Origin of the sequence: Salinicola endophyticus (assembly GCF_003206575.1) — a bacterium.
Lineage (GTDB): Bacteria > Pseudomonadota > Gammaproteobacteria > Pseudomonadales > Halomonadaceae > Salinicola > Salinicola endophyticus.
The window spans coordinates 550137-566048 of sequence record NZ_PZJO01000001.1 but is presented as its reverse complement, the minus strand read 5'-3'; the positions used below and the strand labels follow the sequence as shown (position 1 = coordinate 566048).

The 15912-nt window shown below is 68.4% G+C and carries 15 protein-coding genes; 4 read left to right on the top strand and 11 right to left on the bottom strand.

Annotated features, from left to right (window positions below; translation table 11 throughout):
- Window positions 1-209 precede the first annotated feature (209 nt).
- Both DOM66_RS02525 and DOM66_RS02520 read left to right on the top strand, forming a co-directional pair.
- Window positions 210-1841 carry a sodium:solute symporter gene (locus tag DOM66_RS02525; protein ID WP_110689143.1) on the top strand — a complete coding sequence of 544 codons (1632 nt, stop codon included), beginning with the start codon at window positions 210-212 and terminating at the stop codon, window positions 1839-1841.
- Window positions 1834-2346, top strand: coding sequence for a hypothetical protein (locus DOM66_RS02520; RefSeq protein WP_110689142.1), 513 nt, complete (start codon window positions 1834-1836; stop codon window positions 2344-2346). The genes DOM66_RS02525 and DOM66_RS02520 overlap by 8 nt, the downstream gene beginning before the upstream one ends.
- A 27-nt stretch (window positions 2347-2373) precedes the next feature.
- On the opposite strand, the gene DOM66_RS02515 is transcribed toward DOM66_RS02520, so the two are convergent.
- The 3 genes from DOM66_RS02515 to DOM66_RS02505 are packed head-to-tail and all read right to left on the bottom strand — an operon-like array spanning window position 2374 to window position 5409.
- Window positions 2374-3345 (bottom strand): sugar kinase, encoded by a 972-nt coding sequence (locus DOM66_RS02515; protein WP_110689141.1) that lies wholly within the window; start codon window positions 3343-3345, stop codon window positions 2374-2376.
- Window positions 3346-3371: 26 nt separating this feature from the next.
- Complete coding sequence (locus DOM66_RS02510) at window positions 3372-4286, bottom strand: nuclease-related domain-containing protein (protein WP_110675866.1); 915 nt, start codon at window positions 4284-4286, stop codon at window positions 3372-3374.
- Between the two features lie 37 nt (window positions 4287-4323).
- Window positions 4324-5409, bottom strand: coding sequence for a diguanylate cyclase (locus tag DOM66_RS02505; protein ID WP_110689140.1), 1086 nt, complete (start codon window positions 5407-5409; stop codon window positions 4324-4326).
- An 85-nt stretch (window positions 5410-5494) separates the two neighbouring features.
- Between DOM66_RS02505 and DOM66_RS02500 the strand changes: the two genes are divergently transcribed.
- Window positions 5495-6373: an NAD-dependent protein deacetylase gene (locus tag DOM66_RS02500; protein ID WP_110689139.1), complete on the top strand. Its 879-nt coding sequence runs from the start codon at window positions 5495-5497 to the stop codon at window positions 6371-6373.
- Here the strand turns inward: DOM66_RS02500 and DOM66_RS02495 are convergent.
- The 5 genes from DOM66_RS02495 to DOM66_RS02475 form a co-directional block, all read right to left on the bottom strand.
- Window positions 6348-7340 carry an aldo/keto reductase gene (locus tag DOM66_RS02495; protein WP_110689138.1) on the bottom strand — a complete coding sequence of 331 codons (993 nt, stop codon included), beginning with the start codon at window positions 7338-7340 and terminating at the stop codon, window positions 6348-6350. The two genes, DOM66_RS02500 and DOM66_RS02495, sit on opposite strands and share 26 nt — an antisense overlap.
- A 131-nt stretch (window positions 7341-7471) precedes the next feature.
- Complete coding sequence (locus DOM66_RS02490; protein ID WP_110675857.1) at window positions 7472-7903, bottom strand: YbaY family lipoprotein; 432 nt, start codon at window positions 7901-7903, stop codon at window positions 7472-7474.
- Window positions 7904-7971: 68 nt separating this feature from the next.
- Window positions 7972-8346: a translation initiation factor Sui1 gene (locus DOM66_RS02485; RefSeq protein ID WP_110675855.1), complete on the bottom strand. Its 375-nt coding sequence runs from the start codon at window positions 8344-8346 to the stop codon at window positions 7972-7974.
- A gap of 87 nt (window positions 8347-8433) precedes the next feature.
- Window positions 8434-9114, bottom strand: a complete 681-nt coding sequence (locus DOM66_RS02480) for an HAD family hydrolase (RefSeq protein ID WP_110689137.1) — start codon at window positions 9112-9114, stop codon at window positions 8434-8436.
- A gap of 281 nt (window positions 9115-9395) precedes the next feature.
- Window positions 9396-10382, bottom strand: a complete 987-nt coding sequence (locus tag DOM66_RS02475; RefSeq protein WP_110689136.1) for a 2-hydroxyacid dehydrogenase — start codon at window positions 10380-10382, stop codon at window positions 9396-9398.
- A 376-nt stretch (window positions 10383-10758) separates the two neighbouring features.
- Here DOM66_RS02475 and DOM66_RS02470 point away from each other — a divergent pair, with 376 nt between their 5' ends.
- Window positions 10759-11994, top strand: a complete 1236-nt coding sequence (locus DOM66_RS02470; RefSeq protein ID WP_110689135.1) for an NAD(P)/FAD-dependent oxidoreductase — start codon at window positions 10759-10761, stop codon at window positions 11992-11994.
- A 44-nt stretch (window positions 11995-12038) separates the two neighbouring features.
- Here the strand turns inward: DOM66_RS02470 and hglS are convergent, their stop codons facing one another.
- The 3 genes from hglS to DOM66_RS02455 form a co-directional block, all read right to left on the bottom strand.
- Complete coding sequence (gene hglS, locus DOM66_RS02465) at window positions 12039-13478, bottom strand: 2-oxoadipate dioxygenase/decarboxylase HglS (protein ID WP_110689134.1); 1440 nt, start codon at window positions 13476-13478, stop codon at window positions 12039-12041.
- Between the two features lie 83 nt (window positions 13479-13561).
- Window positions 13562-14815, bottom strand: a complete 1254-nt coding sequence (locus DOM66_RS02460; protein WP_110675844.1) for a 2-aminoadipate transaminase — start codon at window positions 14813-14815, stop codon at window positions 13562-13564.
- A gap of 146 nt (window positions 14816-14961) precedes the next feature.
- Window positions 14962-15894: a LysR substrate-binding domain-containing protein gene (locus DOM66_RS02455; protein ID WP_110675842.1), complete on the bottom strand. Its 933-nt coding sequence runs from the start codon at window positions 15892-15894 to the stop codon at window positions 14962-14964.
- Between the last annotated feature and the right edge of the window lie 18 nt (window positions 15895-15912).

The following is a 15912-nucleotide window of genomic DNA, read 5'->3' as shown; positions in this document are numbered from 1 at the left end:
CCGATAAGCAGTACCGCATGCTCCACAACGCGTTGTCCCAGGCCGCGCCGTTCGGGGCTTTCCTGTCACCTGCGAGGCTATCGAGACGCGGCGTCGCGATCACTTCCTGACGACATGCTAGGCTGAAGTCATCAATACAAGGCGCTGCAAAAACACTTCACCACTCGACGGACAACATCGACGTATAAAAACAACGCGAGGATTGGCTCATGGGGGCTTTCACTGTCTGGGACAGCATCGTGCTGGTCGTCTACGTACTGGGCATCGCCTGGGTCGGGGCTCGCTTCGGCAAGTCTCAGGCGACGACGCAGGACTACTTTCTCGGTGGGCGCAAGATACCCGGCTGGGCCATCGGTCTCTCGGTGATGGCGACCCAGGCGAGTGCGATCACCTTCATCGGCGCACCGGGTTGGGGTTTCGAGGGTGGTCTGCAGCGTCTGGTGACCTTCATCAACGTACCGCTGGCGATGGCGGTGCTGATCGTGGTGCTGGTGCCGATCTTCCATCGCGCCGGTATCTACAGCATCTACGAGCTGCTCGAGCGGCGCTTCGGGCCGCTGACCCGATCACTGGCAGCGCTGCTGTTCCTGATCGCCCGCGGTCTGGCCACCGGCGTGGTGCTCTACGCGCCGGCGCTGGTGCTCTCCGTGGTGACCGGCTGGAGCGTCGATCTGACCATCGTACTGATGGCGGTGATCGCGGTCGGCTACACCGTGCTGGGCGGCATCAGCGCAGTGATCTGGACCGACGTGATCCAGATGTTCGTGCTCTGGCTCGGTGCCATTCTGAGCATGCTGCTGATGGTCTCGAGCCTGCCCGGCGGCTGGAGCGACGTCTTCGCCTTCGGCGCCGCCCACGGCATGTTCGATACCATCGACCTGTCGCTCGATCCTACCGTGACCTATTCGCTATGGGCGGGGCTGATCGGTGGCGTGGTCATGCACGTGGCCTACTTCGGCACCGATCAGAGTCAGATCCAGCGCGTGCTGACCAGTCCGAGCATCGCCGAGGGGCAGCGTTCGCTGCTGATCGGCGGCTATCTGCTGGTGCCGCAGATGCTGCTGTTCCTGTTCATCGGGGTGATGCTCGCCGCCTACTACCAGCAGCATGGGCTGACCCCGCCGGAGAATCTCAACGAGCTGTTCCCGCGCTATGTGGTCGAGGCGTTTCCGGTCGGTATCACAGGGCTGGTGATCGCTGGGGTCTTCGCCGCCGCCATGTCGAGCCTGGATTCGGCGCTCAACTCGCTCTCGGCGGTGAGCGTACGTGACTTCTATGCCCGCTTCGTCAGGCCCGACGCCGACGAACGCCACTATCTCAAGGCGTCGCGCTGGGCCACCGTGTTCTGGGGACTCTACGCCACGCTGTTCGCCTTCTTCGCCGGCAATCTCGGCCCGGTGATCGAGGCGGTCAATCGAATCGGCTCATGGTTCTACGGCGCCCTGCTCGGGGTCTTCCTGCTGGCAGTGCTGAGCCGGCGCAGCAATGGCCGCGGCGCGGTGGCGGGCATGCTCATGGGGATGGCGGCGGTGTGGGCCGCCTCGCATCTGGGTATCTCCTGGCTCTATCAGAATGCGGTGGGGCTCGGCGTGTCGCTGGCGGTCGGCTATGGCGTCAGCCTCAGCGCACCGGCACCCGGGCGTGAGCAGCTCGCCGACGTGACCCTGGAGGAGACCGCCCCGGACATGCAGGCGCTTTTGCGTCGGCGCAGTGCCGCGGCCACGCCGCTGGGGCGCGATGCCCGCGTGACACGTACCCGCTGTCTCGGCCTGCTGGCCTGGTTCGTGATCTCGCTGCTGGCGCTGGGCGGGCTTCAGCTCTGGGCCCATGCCCATGGATGAGCGCTGTCTGCGCCGGCGGATCGATAGCACGGCGGCGAGCCAGCGGCTGCGGCGCTACGCAGCCGCACGCTTCGAGCCGGCCTGGCTGGCGCTGTGGGCGGTGGCGCTGACCGCGCGGCAGGCGCAGACGCCGGATGCCTGGCTGCTGGGGCGCCGCGGCCTGTCGCGAGCGCTGCTGTGGCCCGGTGCCCTGGCGCACGACACCCTGGACGGCGAGGCCCAGGCCCGCTCGGCACTCATGCTGGGGGGCGACGCCGTGGATGATGCCTGCCCTTCGCCCGAGGCATTTGCGCGCTGGTGGCTGTGGGAGCGGCTGGCCAAACCGCGGCTGTGGCCGCTGCGCGTGCAGCCCGCCACGCTGCAGCGGCTCTGGTTGCCGCTATGGCTGGGCTACCACGAGGGGCGCCAGACGCGGCTGATCGTGCTGAGCGGGGTCTCCGGCGAAGCCCTCGGCGCGCTCAAGCCCGCGGTACTGGCAGCGCTTCGGGCTGGCGCGCGGGCTTGAGCGCCTGATTGACCCATCTCGAGCGTGTCAGCCGGGCATCGCCTCGCCGCTGCGTTCCATGGTGGCGAGTTCATCGCGCCGGGGTAGCCCCTCCATGTCGCCGATCACCTGCACCTGACGCGCGCCGATCAGATTGGCGCGGTGCAGGGCGGCGGGCCAGTCGAGCCCATCCAGACGGGCGCTGACGATGCCCACGGCGAAACCGTCACCCGCCCCTACGGTATCCACGACCTGGGTCACCGGGGTGCCGGCGACGCTGCCTTCATGCTCGCGAGTGCGGAAGTAGCTGCCCTCGGGGCCGAGCTTGATCACCACCGCCTGGGCACCGCTGTCGAGATAGACCCCGGCGATGTCATGGGCGCTGTCACGCCCGGTGAGCAGCCGTCCCTCGGCGAGCCCGGGCATCACGATGTCGGCCTTGGCCGCCAGCGCGTTGAGCGTCTGCTTCATCTCCGCCTCACTGGACCACAGGCTGGGGCGCAGGTTGGGATCGAAGGAGATCGACAGCCCCGCGGCGCGGGCGCGGGTGAGCAGCTCGAACGAGAGCTCGCGGGTGGTGGCGGAGAGCGCCGGGGGAATGCCGGTGGCGTGCAGATGGCGAGCGGTCTCCAGCGCTACCTCGCGGCAGTCGTCGAGGCACAGATGGCTGGCGGCGCTGCCGCGGCGGACATACTCCACGTGGGGGTCGGCGCCACCCTCGGCGCGTGCCTTGAACAGCAGCCCGGTGGCGTGCGCCGGGTCCTCGATCAGATGGCGGCAGTCGAGGCCCTCGGCTTCCAGTGCCCGGCGCAGGAAAGTGCCGTTGTGGTCGCGCCCGACCCGGGATAGCCAGCGCACGTCGAAGCCCAGCCGGGCCAGGCCGATGGCGACATTGGTGTCGGCCCCGGCGGTGCGCCGGTGGAAGCGGCCGACCGTATCCAGCGGCCCGGCCTCGTCGGCCACGAACATCGCCATGGCTTCGCCGAAGGTGAGAACATCGAAAGCGGATGCAGCGGGCATGACATCTCCTGAGTAACGGGCTGCCGTCAGCGTGCGGCCGCCTTGCGTTGACATTGTTGTTGGCGTCGGTCGAGCGACTCCACCAGGCGCTGGCGCTGCTCGTCGTCGATCTTTTCATCGCCGTCGATACCCAACTGGGCGGCGAGATCGGCGCCGTCGATCACCTGCACCTCGCGATCGCCGCCCAGGTGCTGGGTCTCGTCGTCGATGGTCCAGCCAGGCAGCACCAGCACGCCCTTCACCGGCACGTTCAACTGGGTATGACGGGTCAGCCACTGGCGCAGCCATACCGTGGCCATGCGCACCTTGCGCAGCATGCTGCGCTGGCTGCCATCGGGGAAGCGCAGTCGCTCTGACTCCACCGCCACGACCTGGTTGGGATGGCCCTCCAGATCGAGGGGGAAGTCCCGCGCCATGGTCTGAATCACGAACACGCCCTGGGGCGTGACCAGTACGTTATCAATGCTGTAGCTGTCGGCGGGGAAGTCGTGGAAGACGAAGAAGGGCTTCGCCACCGGGCGGATCAGATGATCCAGCGCCTGACCGATGGCCAGTTCCGAGGCCAGGCTGCGGGTGAGCCGGCGCACCCGCTGCACGTCGCGCAGGATCAGGAAGCCGAACAGCATCGCCAGCAGGGTGCTGAAGACGCCGTAGAGCGACCACTCGAGCCAGCTCTGCTCGTCGGCGAACAGCATGCGCCCCATGCCGTAGACCAGCGGCATCAGGGTCAGGGTCGGTGCCAGCGCGGCATCGAGAAAGAACGCCACCCGCGCACGCTCGAGGCGATCGCGGTGCAGTTGGGCGATTTCGCGGATCGGCTTGCCGTCATGGGGCGAGCGCAGGCCGACGTTCTGCAGATCCCGCAGGGTGATCGCCACCAGTGCGGCCGCCCCCAGCGGGGCGAGAAAGATCAGCGGTAGCAGGTACTCCAACCAGGCCATGGGCAGATGTCCTTGCGGCGGCGGCGAAAAGGCTATTCTAGCCGAGGTCGAGCAGGCTCTGCGATGCCGCACTGCGCGCCACCTCGAGGCGGTCACGGCCGGCGTCCTTGGCCGCGTAGAGTGCCTGGTCGGCTAGCAGTAGCCACTTTTCGTGGCTGATCATGTGGGGGGCCTTGGCGGCGAGGCCGATGCTGCAGGTTGGCATGCGCGCCAGCGGCGCCGGCGGAGCGTGTCGGTGCAGACGCTGCTGGAAGGCGTGCAGCGCGGCCTCGGCCTGCGCCAGCTTGGTCGCCGGCATCAGAACACCGAACTCCTCACCGCCATAACGCCCGAGCAGGAAGTGTGGCGGGAGCGACTGGCGCAGCAGTGTCGCCAGTTCGCGCAGCGTCTCGTCCCCGACGCCATGACCGTGCTCGTCATTGATGTGCTTGAACAGGTCGATATCGATCAGTGCGATCACGGCAGGCGATGAGGCCAGCAGCTCGGCGGCGATCTGGGCCTCCCAGAAGCGTCGATTGTAGAGCCCGGTCAGACCGTCGGTGCGACTCAGGTCGGTCAGGTTACGCTTCTGGCGGCTGAGCTGACGCGCCTGCAGGTAGGTGATATAGCCGATCGCCAGCGGGTAGGTGATCAGCATCGGTAGACTGCACAGCAGTACCCCGGTGGTGGGGATGATCGGCGGTGCGCCGGGCGCGATCAGCCACATGCCGAGCAGGCCGCCCAGTGCCAGCAGTCCGACACCACGCAACAACAAACGGGGGCCTCCGACGGCGATGTTGTTGAGGCTGATCATGGTCAGCACGATGATCGTCGGCAGCAGGTTGAAGTGCATGGCGGCGAGCCAGAAGCCCCCCAGCAGACTGTCGATGCCGAGGTTCTGGCGCTCGGCGTGGTAGGGTGAGGCGTGCCGCTTGGCGCGCCAGTAGGCGACGTGTGACCAGGTGGCGATCTGCAGCACCCACATCATCCAGACCCATCCCGGGGTCGCCAGCGTCAGTAGCGCACTGCCGATGCACAGGCCGCCGGCCGCCAGACCCAGCGTGCGTGGCGGATAGATGCGTCGCGCCAGGCGCAGGCCGCGCAGCCGCTGTTCGACCAGGGGATCCAGAAGCGTATTGGGCATCGGTCAGCCGTGCTGCGTCTCCGTGGGACACAGTTCATTAGAAATGGATTGTCTCCCTTTCTACCATCGATCGAGGAATAAAAGCATGCCCGACGCGTCGCCTGAAGGCATTGAGGCGCTGGGCGCCTTTCTCGCCCGCTATTCGGACCTGTTCGTGCTCACCGGCGCGGGGGTGAGCACCGCCAGCGGCATCCCCGACTATCGGGACGCCAGCGGGGCGTGGAAGCGACCGCCGCCGGTCAGCCATCAGGCGTTCATGGCCAGTCGGGCGGTGCGCCAGCGCTACTGGGCGCGCAGCCTGGTCGGGTTCCGCGCGCTCGCCGCGGCGCGACCGGGGGAGGCGCATCGTGCACTGGCGGCCCTGGAGGCCGGAGGCGGTATCTCGCAACTGGTGACCCAGAACGTCGATGGCCTGCATCAGCGCGCCGGCTCGCAGCGGGTGATCGATCTCCACGGTCAGGCCGATCTGGTGGTCTGCATGCAGTGCGGCGCGACGCTGATGCGCCATGCGCTGCACGATGAGCTGGCGCGGCGCAATCCGAGCTGGCTCGACCTGCCGGCGGCAGTGGCGCCGGATGGTGATGCCGATCTCGAGGGCGTCGATTTCACTGACTTCGTGCTACCCGACTGCCAACGCTGTGGCGTCGGCATCCTCAAACCGGACGTGGTGTTCTTCGGCGACAACGTACCCCGGGCGCGGGTGCAGGCCGCCTTCGACGCCCTCGAACGGGCGCCTGCCATGCTGGTGGTGGGGTCGTCGCTGATGGTCTATTCGGGCTACCGCTTCGCCCGCCATGCCGCGCAGCAGGGCAAGCCGATCGCCTGCCTCAACCTGGGGCGGACCCGGGCCGACGAGCTCTACGCGCTCAAGGTCTCGGCGCCGATCGGGCCCGCGTTGATCGCCGCGACGGCGGCCCTGAGGCCGCCCGCGGTCGCGTTCAGCGGCGCGTCGGCGGCGCCATGAACTCGGGGCCGACCGGGTCCTTGATGTGCTCGGCGAGCAGCGCATCGATATCCGCCAGGTCGCGATCGCTCAATTGCCAGCCGCTGATGTCGCCGACCGGGTCGACCTGGGCCGGCTTGCGCGCTCCCCACAGCGCCACGATATTGGGCGAACGGTCGAGAATCCAGCGCACCGCCAGTGCCAGCACCGACTTGTCGTGACGCTCGCGGGCCAGGGCTTCCAGGTCCTTCACCGCGGCCAGGTACTGCGCGAAGCGCGGCGACTGGAACTTGGGATCCTTGTTACGCAGGTCGTCGCCACCGAAGGTGGAGTCGCTGTGCATCTTGCCGCTGAGCAGGCCGCGGCAGAGCGCGCCATAGGTAAGCAGGGTCAGGTCGTTGTCTTCGGCGTAGGGCAGGATCTGATCGTCGATATCGCGTTCGAACAGGTTGTACGGGGGCTGCAGGGTGTGCAGCGGTGCGAACTCGCGGAAGGTCTCGCACTGCTCGGGGGAGAAGTTACTGACCCCGATGGCGCGGATCTTGCCCGCCTGATGAAAGCGTGCCATCGCCTCCGCGGTTTCGGCGATCTCCACCAGCGGATCGGGCCAGTGGATCTGGTAGATGTCGATGGTGTCGGTCTGGAGCCGCCGCAGCGAGTCGTCGAGCTCCTTCTCCAGCCGCTTGGCGGTGGCGTTACGGGCCAGGCTGTCGTCGTCGTACCACTCCAGCCCCGCCTTGGTCGCCAGTACCAGTCGCTCGCGCTGGCCGCTCTCGGCGACCGCCTTGCCCACCACCTCTTCGGAGTGACCGAAGCCGTAGGCCGGGGCGGTATCGATCAGGGTGATGCCCTTGTCGATGGCGGCATGAATGGTGCGGATGGCGTTGGGGTCGTCGGTGCCGCCCCACATGCGCCCGCCCATGGCCCAGGTGCCCAGCCCCACGCGGGACATCTCGATATCGGTACCGGGTAGCTTACGCGTTTCCATGCTCGTCTCCATGCGGGAATGACAGTCGAATCAGCGTGGTCGGTTTTCGCCCGGGCATCAAGCGGATGGCGGTATCACCCGCGTCATCGCGGCGGCGATCGGCCCGTTGTGCTGCCGGCGACGCGGGCCTTTCAGGGCGCTGCGGGGGCGAGCGCGTCGGCCCCGGTGGGCACCACGGGAATGTCGGGTTCCGCCGGGTCGTGGCGACCGAACACCGCCACCGGTGTCTGGCTCAAGTAGATGATGCGCCCATGGCTGCGAATCTGGGCACTGAGCTGGTAGATATCGTCACGCGCGATGGCGTCGGGCAGGTACTGCAGCGTGACCGGCAGCGGCAGCTGGCCGAGCTGCTCGTAACGGCTGCTGGCCACTACGTCGCCTTGGGTGACGTCTTCGAGCTGCACTTCCAGGGTGGCATCGGCGGGCAGGGTGACCGGGTTCTCGGAGACCACCCGGGCGGCGAGGGTCTCGAACTGCGGACCCCCGGCGCAGCCGGCGAGCGCGGCGACGGCGAGCAGGGCGGCGGCCAGACGGACGCGGCGCGAAAGGGCGGGCAACGGCATGGAACGCGATCTCCTGACGGGGCGAACGAACGGCTTGCGTTGAGACAGGCGCGGCGGCGATAAATTCCTCAGCCGCCGGCCAGCTTGACCGTATAGCCGCGGGTTTCGAGCTCGCGCTTGAGCACCTCGCGGTGGTCGCCCTGGATCTCGATCACGCCCGCCTTGAGCGCGCCGCCGGTGCCACAGCGCTTCTTCAACGCCTTGGCCAACGCCTTCAACTCCTCCTCGGCGAGGGGGACGCCTTCGATCGTGGTCACGCCCTTGCCCTTGCGGCCGCTGGTTTCGCGGCGGATGCGCACGATCCCGTCGAGCGCAGCAAGACGCTCGGCCTCGGCTTGCGCCTGACAGCGACACTCGGCGAGCGGTTGGCGGCACGCGGGGCAGGTCTCTCCATGCTCGGTGGAGTAGACCAGACCGCGCAACTGATCCTGTAGGGAGGGCATGAGGGGCTCCGCTGCAATGACTGAGGCGCCATGATAGCGCGCTCGGCCAGGGGCGGACGAGCGGCGCCCGCCGGCGCCTTGCCCGTGTCAGGAGTGGCTGGCGGCCAGCATGGGCAGCAACCGGTCGACGGCGCCGGGCAGCTCACGCATGTGGCCGATGGCGATGGCGCCTGCCGGCGTGGCTTCGCGCTCGGGGAAGCGGTTGATGTGTATCACCCGCATGCCGGCGGCCAGCGCGGCGCGAACGCCGACCTGGGCATCGTCGATCACCACGCAGTGTGCCGGGGCGAAGCCCATGTCGCGGCCGGCGTGCAGGAACAGGCCGGGGTCGGGCTTCCAGCTGCCCACGCTGTAGGCGCTGTAGATATGATCGCCGAAGAAGCCGCGCAGCCCGGTGCTGTCCAGCGCACGGCGAATCTTGTGCTCGGGGCCGTTGGAGGCGACACAGCGCGGCAGCCCGCCTAGCGCATCGAGGGCACCGGCGGCGCCCTCGATCGGCGCGAGCTCGGTGGCCATGCGTTCGTTCATTTCACGGCGCATGTCGCGCTCCGTCTCCTCGCGCAGCGTGGGGTCGATCTCGCCGTAGGCGCGTTCGAGATGCGCCACGATGCTCGCGAAACGCGTGCCGCGAAAATCGTTCATGTAGTCGAGGGGGCGAAACGGAAGGCCGGCCCGATTGAGGTACTTGGCCATGATCTCGGCCAGCAGCGGTTCGCTGTCGACCAGGGTGCCGTCGCAATCGAAGAGCAAGCAGAGCGGGTCGGGCATGATGGGTCGCCTCGAGGGCGCTGTCAGTGAAAGGGGGTGACCCGAGCGGCCGCGGCCGGTGAGTCGGTGGCTGTCGCGCCAATATCCCGGTTATCGGCACCGCAGCCTCATTGTTTAGATAAGGTTACGGAACACTGTTTTCAATGACGCTTCCCAACTCTAGTCGCCCCGATTCGGCTTGACAAGTCGGGGCGTGCCACGGGGCGTGAATTGCACACTTTTTGACCGGTGAAGTCGGTCCAGCCGGATGGCGTGCGCTTGCTCCTGCCTGGCCGCGGCTCTCAGCCAAGCCGCTCAGGCCACGCTTCGGGATTGAACGGGCTGAGCGGGCGCTCGCCATCCAGCGCCAGCAACAGATTGTCGACGGCGCGCTGGGCCATGGCGGTGCGCGTCTCGTGGGTCGCAGAGCCGATGTGCGGCAGGGCGACCACGTTGGCCATGCGCGGTAGCGGCGAGTCGGCCGGCAGCGGCTCCTGCGCGAACACGTCGAGACCGGCGCCGCGAATCTCGCCATGTTCGAGGGCATCGATCATCGCGGCTTCGTCGACCACTTCGCCGCGGGCCAGGTTGATGAAGATCGCGCTCGACTTCATGCGCGCGAACTCGGGAGCGCCGATCAGATGCCGGGTCTCGGCGTTGAGCGGCACGATGGCGCAGACGAAGTCGGACTCGCGCAGCAGTTCGTCCAGCTCGCAGTGGCGTGCGCCCAGCGCCTGCTCCAGCTCGGGTTTGGGCGAGGCCTTGGCGTAGAGCACGCGCATGCCGAAGCCCAGTGCACCGCGGCGGGCGATGGCCTGGCCGATGCGACCGAAGCCGATCATGCCCAGGGTCTTGCCGTGGACGTCGGTGCCGAACTGCTCCGCGCCGATACTCTCCTGCCACTCGCCCCGCTTGACGTACTCGGCCAGCTCCACCACGCGCCGGGCGCTCGCCATGATCAGCGCGAAGCCGGTGTCGGCAGTGGTCTCGGTGAGCACGTCCGGGGTGTGGCTGAGCAGGATGCCACGGCGGCTCAGCTCCGCCACCGGATAGCTGTCCACGCCCACCGAAATGCTCGAGATGGTCTCCAGCTGCGGCGCCGCGTCGAGCAGTTCGGGAGTGATCTTCAGCCCGGCGCCGATCAGCCCGTGGGCCTCGCCCAGCGCCTCCCGGAAGGCCGGATCGTCGGCGGAGGAGAGCTTGCCGAAGTAATCGACCTGATAGCGCTCGCGGAGCTGGTCGAGCTGCTGCTCGTCGAGACGGCGATAGGCCAGGATACGTTTGGGCATGGGGACTCTCCTGTTGACGACCTTGATGACGACAATGGCCAACTGACCACGTCTCGGAGTGGCCGAGGCACTGCCGGTGTGGCTGGCGAAAGACGCAAAAACCCGCATCGGCATGGCGCCGAGCGGTGGACCAACGACTACCGCATCATGGCGAGTCGGCCGGCCTAAAGTCCAGGCCGCGGCGCTTGGTTGCGCCGAGGTTACTGGTATCATCGCCTTTCAGGGGTGGCGCAGGGTTTGGCACAGAGTTTGACCCCTGGGCTGTCGCCGCCCGGTGCGGGGCCGCCCGCCATCGTCGATAGGGCCGCGTCGCGGGGGGAGCGTTCCCGTCGTGCCGGCGTGGCTGTTGCTGGTGTTCAAGGGCTGAGGAGTGGCTATGCAAGCGGATGTCGTGGTGCTGGGTGCCGGCATGATCGGAGTGTCGACCGCGCTGCAGTTGCAGCGGCGGGGGCGCAACGTGGTGCTGGTGGATCGCCGGGCCCCGGGAGAGGAGACCTCCTACGGCAACGCCGGCCTGATCCAGCGCGAGGCGGTGGAACCCTATCCCTTCCCGCATGACAGCCGCATGATCTTCAAGGTCGCGCGCAAGGGCGGCATCGACGTCAACTACCACCCCTCGGCACTGCCGCACCTGGCCTCGCCGCTGGCGCAGTACTGGTGGTGGTCCTCGCCGTCGCGTTACGCCCAGGTGGCGCGTGAGTACAGCCGGCTGATCGCCCACTGTCTGAGCGAGCACGACAGCCTGATCACCGAGGCCGGCGCCGAGGCGCTGGTACGCAAGAGCGGTTGGCGCACCGCCTACCGCAGCCAGGCGGCGCTGGAGAAGGGGGTGGCCAACGCCGAGCGGCTGGCCCAGGAGTACGGGGTCGAGCATGCACCGGTCAGCGGCGACGAGCTGGCGCGGCTGGAACCCGGGCTGACCCAGCGCATGGCGGGGGCGGTGCACTGGACCCAGCCGTGGTCGGTGCGCGACCCCGGCGCGCTGGTGGCGAGCTACGCCAGCCTGTTCCAGGCCCGCGGCGGCGCCTTCGTCAGCGGCGACGCCGCGACCCTCGAACGCCAGGGCGCCGGTTGGCGCGTGACCACCAGCGAAGGCCCGGTCGAGGCCGCCGAAGCGGTGGTGGCGCTGGGCCCGTGGTCCGACGAACTGCTGCGGCGTTTCGGCTACCACCTGCCGCTGTTCGTCAAACGTGGCTACCACCGCCACTATGTCATGCCGACGCCGCTGAGCATGGCAATGCTGGATGCCGAGAACGGCATCATGCTGGCGCCGATGAATCGCGGTCTGCGTATCACCACCGGCGCCGAATTCGCACGTCTCGACGCCCGCGCCACCCCGCTGCAGTCGAGCAAGGCCGAAAAGGTCGCACGCGAGCTGCTGGCGATCGGCGACGCGGTCGAGCAGACTCCGTGGCTGGGCGCGCGGCCGTGCACGCCGGACATGAAGCCGGTGATCGGCCCGGCACCCAAGCATGACGGGCTCTGGTTCCATTTCGGCCATGCCCATCAGGGCTTCACCCTGGGGCCGGCTTCGGGGCGGCTGCTGGCGGAGATGATGTGCGGCGAGACGCCCTATATCGAGCCGGCGCCCTATTCAGCCACCCGCTTCTGAGCCGACGCCCTATTCAGCCACCCGCTGCTGAGCCGGTGCCCTACTCAGCCACTCGCTGCTGAGCCGACGCCCTCAGTGCTCTGGGCGTCGAGACCCAGGGCGTGCATCACGCGCTGGCGTGATGCCGCCTCGCGCCGGGCGTAGAGCGCTAGCTCGTCGATGACCTCTGCCCCCAGCGCCTGCTCGAAGTCGTCACGATTGGCGTGGCCGGCGTAGCCGTCGCTGCGCGCATCGCCGAGGTTGGACTGGAAGATGCCGGCCGCACTCACCGGCAGGAAGTCCTCGTAGGTGATCGGCTGGGCGCTGACCCAGCCGCGGGCGATTGCTGCTTCCAGGTCCACTGTGGCCAGATCCACGGCTGCCAGGTCCGCTCTCTCCCCACTCACCGCCGCCTCTCTGACCGCCTCGCCTGCCGGGGTCAGCCGGTAATCGAAGTAGGCCAGGCCGTGGCGGCGTAGCTGAGCGGCATCATCGGGAAACGCCGAGAAGACGTCGTCGAGCACCTGCTGGTGGGCGGCGTTGTCGAGGCCCTGGCTGCGCTCGCGGGCGGTCGCCAGCAGGCGGTCGTAGCGCTCGCGGCCGGCCGGTGTCAGCGCCATGCCGCGCTGCTCGATCTCACCGAAGCGCGCGCTGTGCGAGCCCTGCTGGCGGTCGGCGAAACGAATCTCCTCCTCCAGCGCCTTGAAGCTGGTCTGACGCAGCAGAATCGGACAGGCGCGCCGGGGTGGACCCTCGATCACCGCCTTGGGCGTGATACCGGCCTGCGGCATGCGGCGCTGAACCGCGTCGATGTCGAGGGTGCGCGGGGTCAGGTGATTGATATGCGGGCCGCGGAAGCAGACCACGTCGGCGATCAGCCTGTGCTGGTCGTGCAGGGCGCAATAGGTGGGCCAGTCGACGGTCGCCTCGCGGTGCCAGCGGAAGGTCTCCAGCGCGGCGGCGACGAAGCGCTCGGCGTCCTCTTCGCTCAGCCCGCCCTGGGCTTCGTGGCGCTCGATCAGCGCCAGCGCCTCCGGGGTGAAGATCTGGCGTGACGCGAGGATATCTGCGGCGCGCTCGCGCAGCTGGGTATCCTCGATCAACTCCAGGCGCAACAACGAGGTGAAGACACGGAAGGGGTTGCGCGCCAGCGCGGCATCGTCCACCGGACGGAAGGCGGTGGAATGGACCGGCACCCCCGCTGCGGCGAGATCGTAGTAGCCCACCGGCTGCATGCCCATCACCGCGAACAGCCGGCGCAGGCCGGCCAGCTCTGCCGCTGTGCCCACGCGAATGGCGCCGTGGCGCTCGACACCGAGTCGCGCCAGGTCATCGTGGGCCTCGAGTCTGGCAGCCAGCTCGGGGTCGCCCTCGAGGGCCTCGCGGTTGACGGTCTCGACCAGTTCGAGAAGCGTGCCGTACTGGGGCACCTCGGCCTGGTACATCGCCGACATGGCGCGCGAGAAGCGGTCGCGGATCGCGTCGGGGGAGAGAAAAGACGGCATGGCAAGTCTCCTGCGTATGAGGGTGCGTCAAAGGGGGGCGGCGCGTCAGGGGATAACGGGGCGAAAACGTGGACGTGACGCGCTCAGGCGCGCAGCGTGGCCAGAGCCTCGCCGAGTCGTGTCAGGCCCTCATCGAGAATCTCGGGCTCGCTGGTCAGCGGCGGCAGCAGGCGCAGCACGTTACGTTTGCGCCCGCTGGGCATCAGCAGCAGGCCGCGCTCGCGCGCCGCGGCGAGCAGCGCGCTCAGGTGTTCAGCGCCACTGGCGTTGGGGGTGTCCTCGAGCACGATGCCGCGCATTGCGCCGATCCCGGTGAGTGCGCCGACCATGGGGTGGCGGCCGCTGGCTTGCCACTCGCGGTGATGGGCCAGCACGCGCGACTCGATCGCCTGTGACCAGCGCGCCAGATGGTTGTCGCTCATCTCCTCGATCACCGCCAGGGCTGCCGCGCAGGCCAGGGCGTTACCCGAGTAGGTGCCGCCCAGCCCGCCCCGGGGCAGGGCGTTCATCACCGCCGCGCGGCCCGCCACCGCCGCCAGCGGCAGCCCCGCGGCCATGCTCTTGCCCAGCAGCAGCAGGTCGGGTTCGACCTCCAGCTGCGAGAACGCGAAGCGCGCCCCGGTACGCCCGAAGCCGGACTGGATCTCGTCGAAGATCAGCAGGATGCCGAGAGCCTGGCAGCGCTCTCGCAGGCGGCGGGCGAACTCGGGGCAGAGCCGGCGGAAGCCGCCTTCGCCCTGTACCGGTTCGACGATGATCGCGGCGACCTCCTCGGCGTCGACCTCGACCGCGAACAGCCGCTCCAGGGCGGCCAGGGCGGTGGCGGCGTCGACCCCGCTGTCCGGCCCCGGGAACGGCAGGTGATGTACCGGGCCGGGCAGGCTGCCCAGACGCTGCTTGTAGGGGGCGACCTTGCCACCCAGGTTGAGCGCCGCCAGGGTGCGCCCGTGGAAGGCATCGTCGAAGGCGATCACCGCCGTGCGACCGGTATGGGCGCGGGCGAGCTTGAGCGCGTTCTCGGTCGCCTCGGCGCCGCTGTTGGTGAGCATGCAGCTGAGGGGATAGCTGACCGGCACGAACTCATCGAGCGCCTGGGCCAGATCGAGATAGCCGCGGTGGGGCAGGGCGTTGAAGGCCGAGTGGGTCAGCTTGCCCAACTGCGCCTGGATGGCCGTCAGGACGCGGGGGTGACCGTGACCCAGGTTGAGCACGCCGATGCCGGCGATGAAGTCGATATAGCGCTGGCCTTGCTCGTCCCAGACCTCGGCGTTGGCGCCGCGCTCCAGACAGATCGGGTGCACCACCCCGAGGGCGTGGCTGACGTGGGGAAACTCCATGGGCGGCTACCTGCGGTGGCGACGATGACGGTTCGGGGTCATCAAAGCAGCCCGGCAGGCGGCGCTTCAAACGAAAAAAAGCCGCGGTATCATTCCAAAAATTCTGGATTCGCCCAGCGTACATCGACTCAGCGCGGGGCGGGCGCCTAGCGCTCAGTTGGCGCGGACTCTTGAACCGGACCCAGCGTGGGGCGGTCGCGATGTTCGCGCATCCAGTCGAGAAAGCCGCGCACCTTGGCCACCTCACCCTTGTGTTCGGGATAGGCGAGGTAATAGGCATCGCGGCTCGCAAGCGCGTGGGGCCAGGCCTGCACCAGCAGCCCCTGATCGAGCTCCTCGGCGGCGAGCACCCGCGGCACCAGCGCTACCCCGCAGCCTACCCGCGCCGCGCGCAGCAGCATCTCGAAGGTATCGAAGCGCGGCCCGTGGTAGCTGTGCTGGGTGTAGAGCTTCTGATCGGCGAACCAGGCATGCCACGCCTCCGGGCGCGAGTCGCTCTGCAGCAGCACCTGACCGGTGAGCGCGAGCGGGTCGTCGAAGCCGCCGGTGGGCACCAGCGAGGGCGCGCATACCGCCACCATCTCCTCGTCGAGCATATGGATGCACTCCGCCTTGGGCCACACGCCGCGACCGTAGAAGAAGGCGGCGTCGACTCGCTCCTGTTCGAGATCGAACGGCTGCGTGCGGATACCGATGTTGAGATAGACGCTGGGTTGCCGCAGGCGGAAGCCGTTGAGACGCGGCACCAGCCAGCGCGCGCCGAAGGTCGGCAGGGTGGTGACGTTGAGCACCTCGCTCTCGCCGCCGTAGGACTGCATGTAGCGGGTCGACATCTCCACCTGGGCCAGTACCTTGCGTACCTCGGTGAGATAGAGCGACCCCTCCGGGGTGACCTGCAGTCGGCGCCGGACGCGGCGGAACAGCGGGTGCTCGAGAATCGCCTCGAGCTGGGCGACCTGCTTGCTCACGGCGCTCTGGGTCAGGCTCAGTTCGTCGGCGGCGCGGGTGAAGCTGAGATGGCGTGCCGCGGCCTCGAAGCACTGCATGGCGGTGAGGGTGGGGAGATGACGACGATTCATGACAGCCTGCTGGCAGGA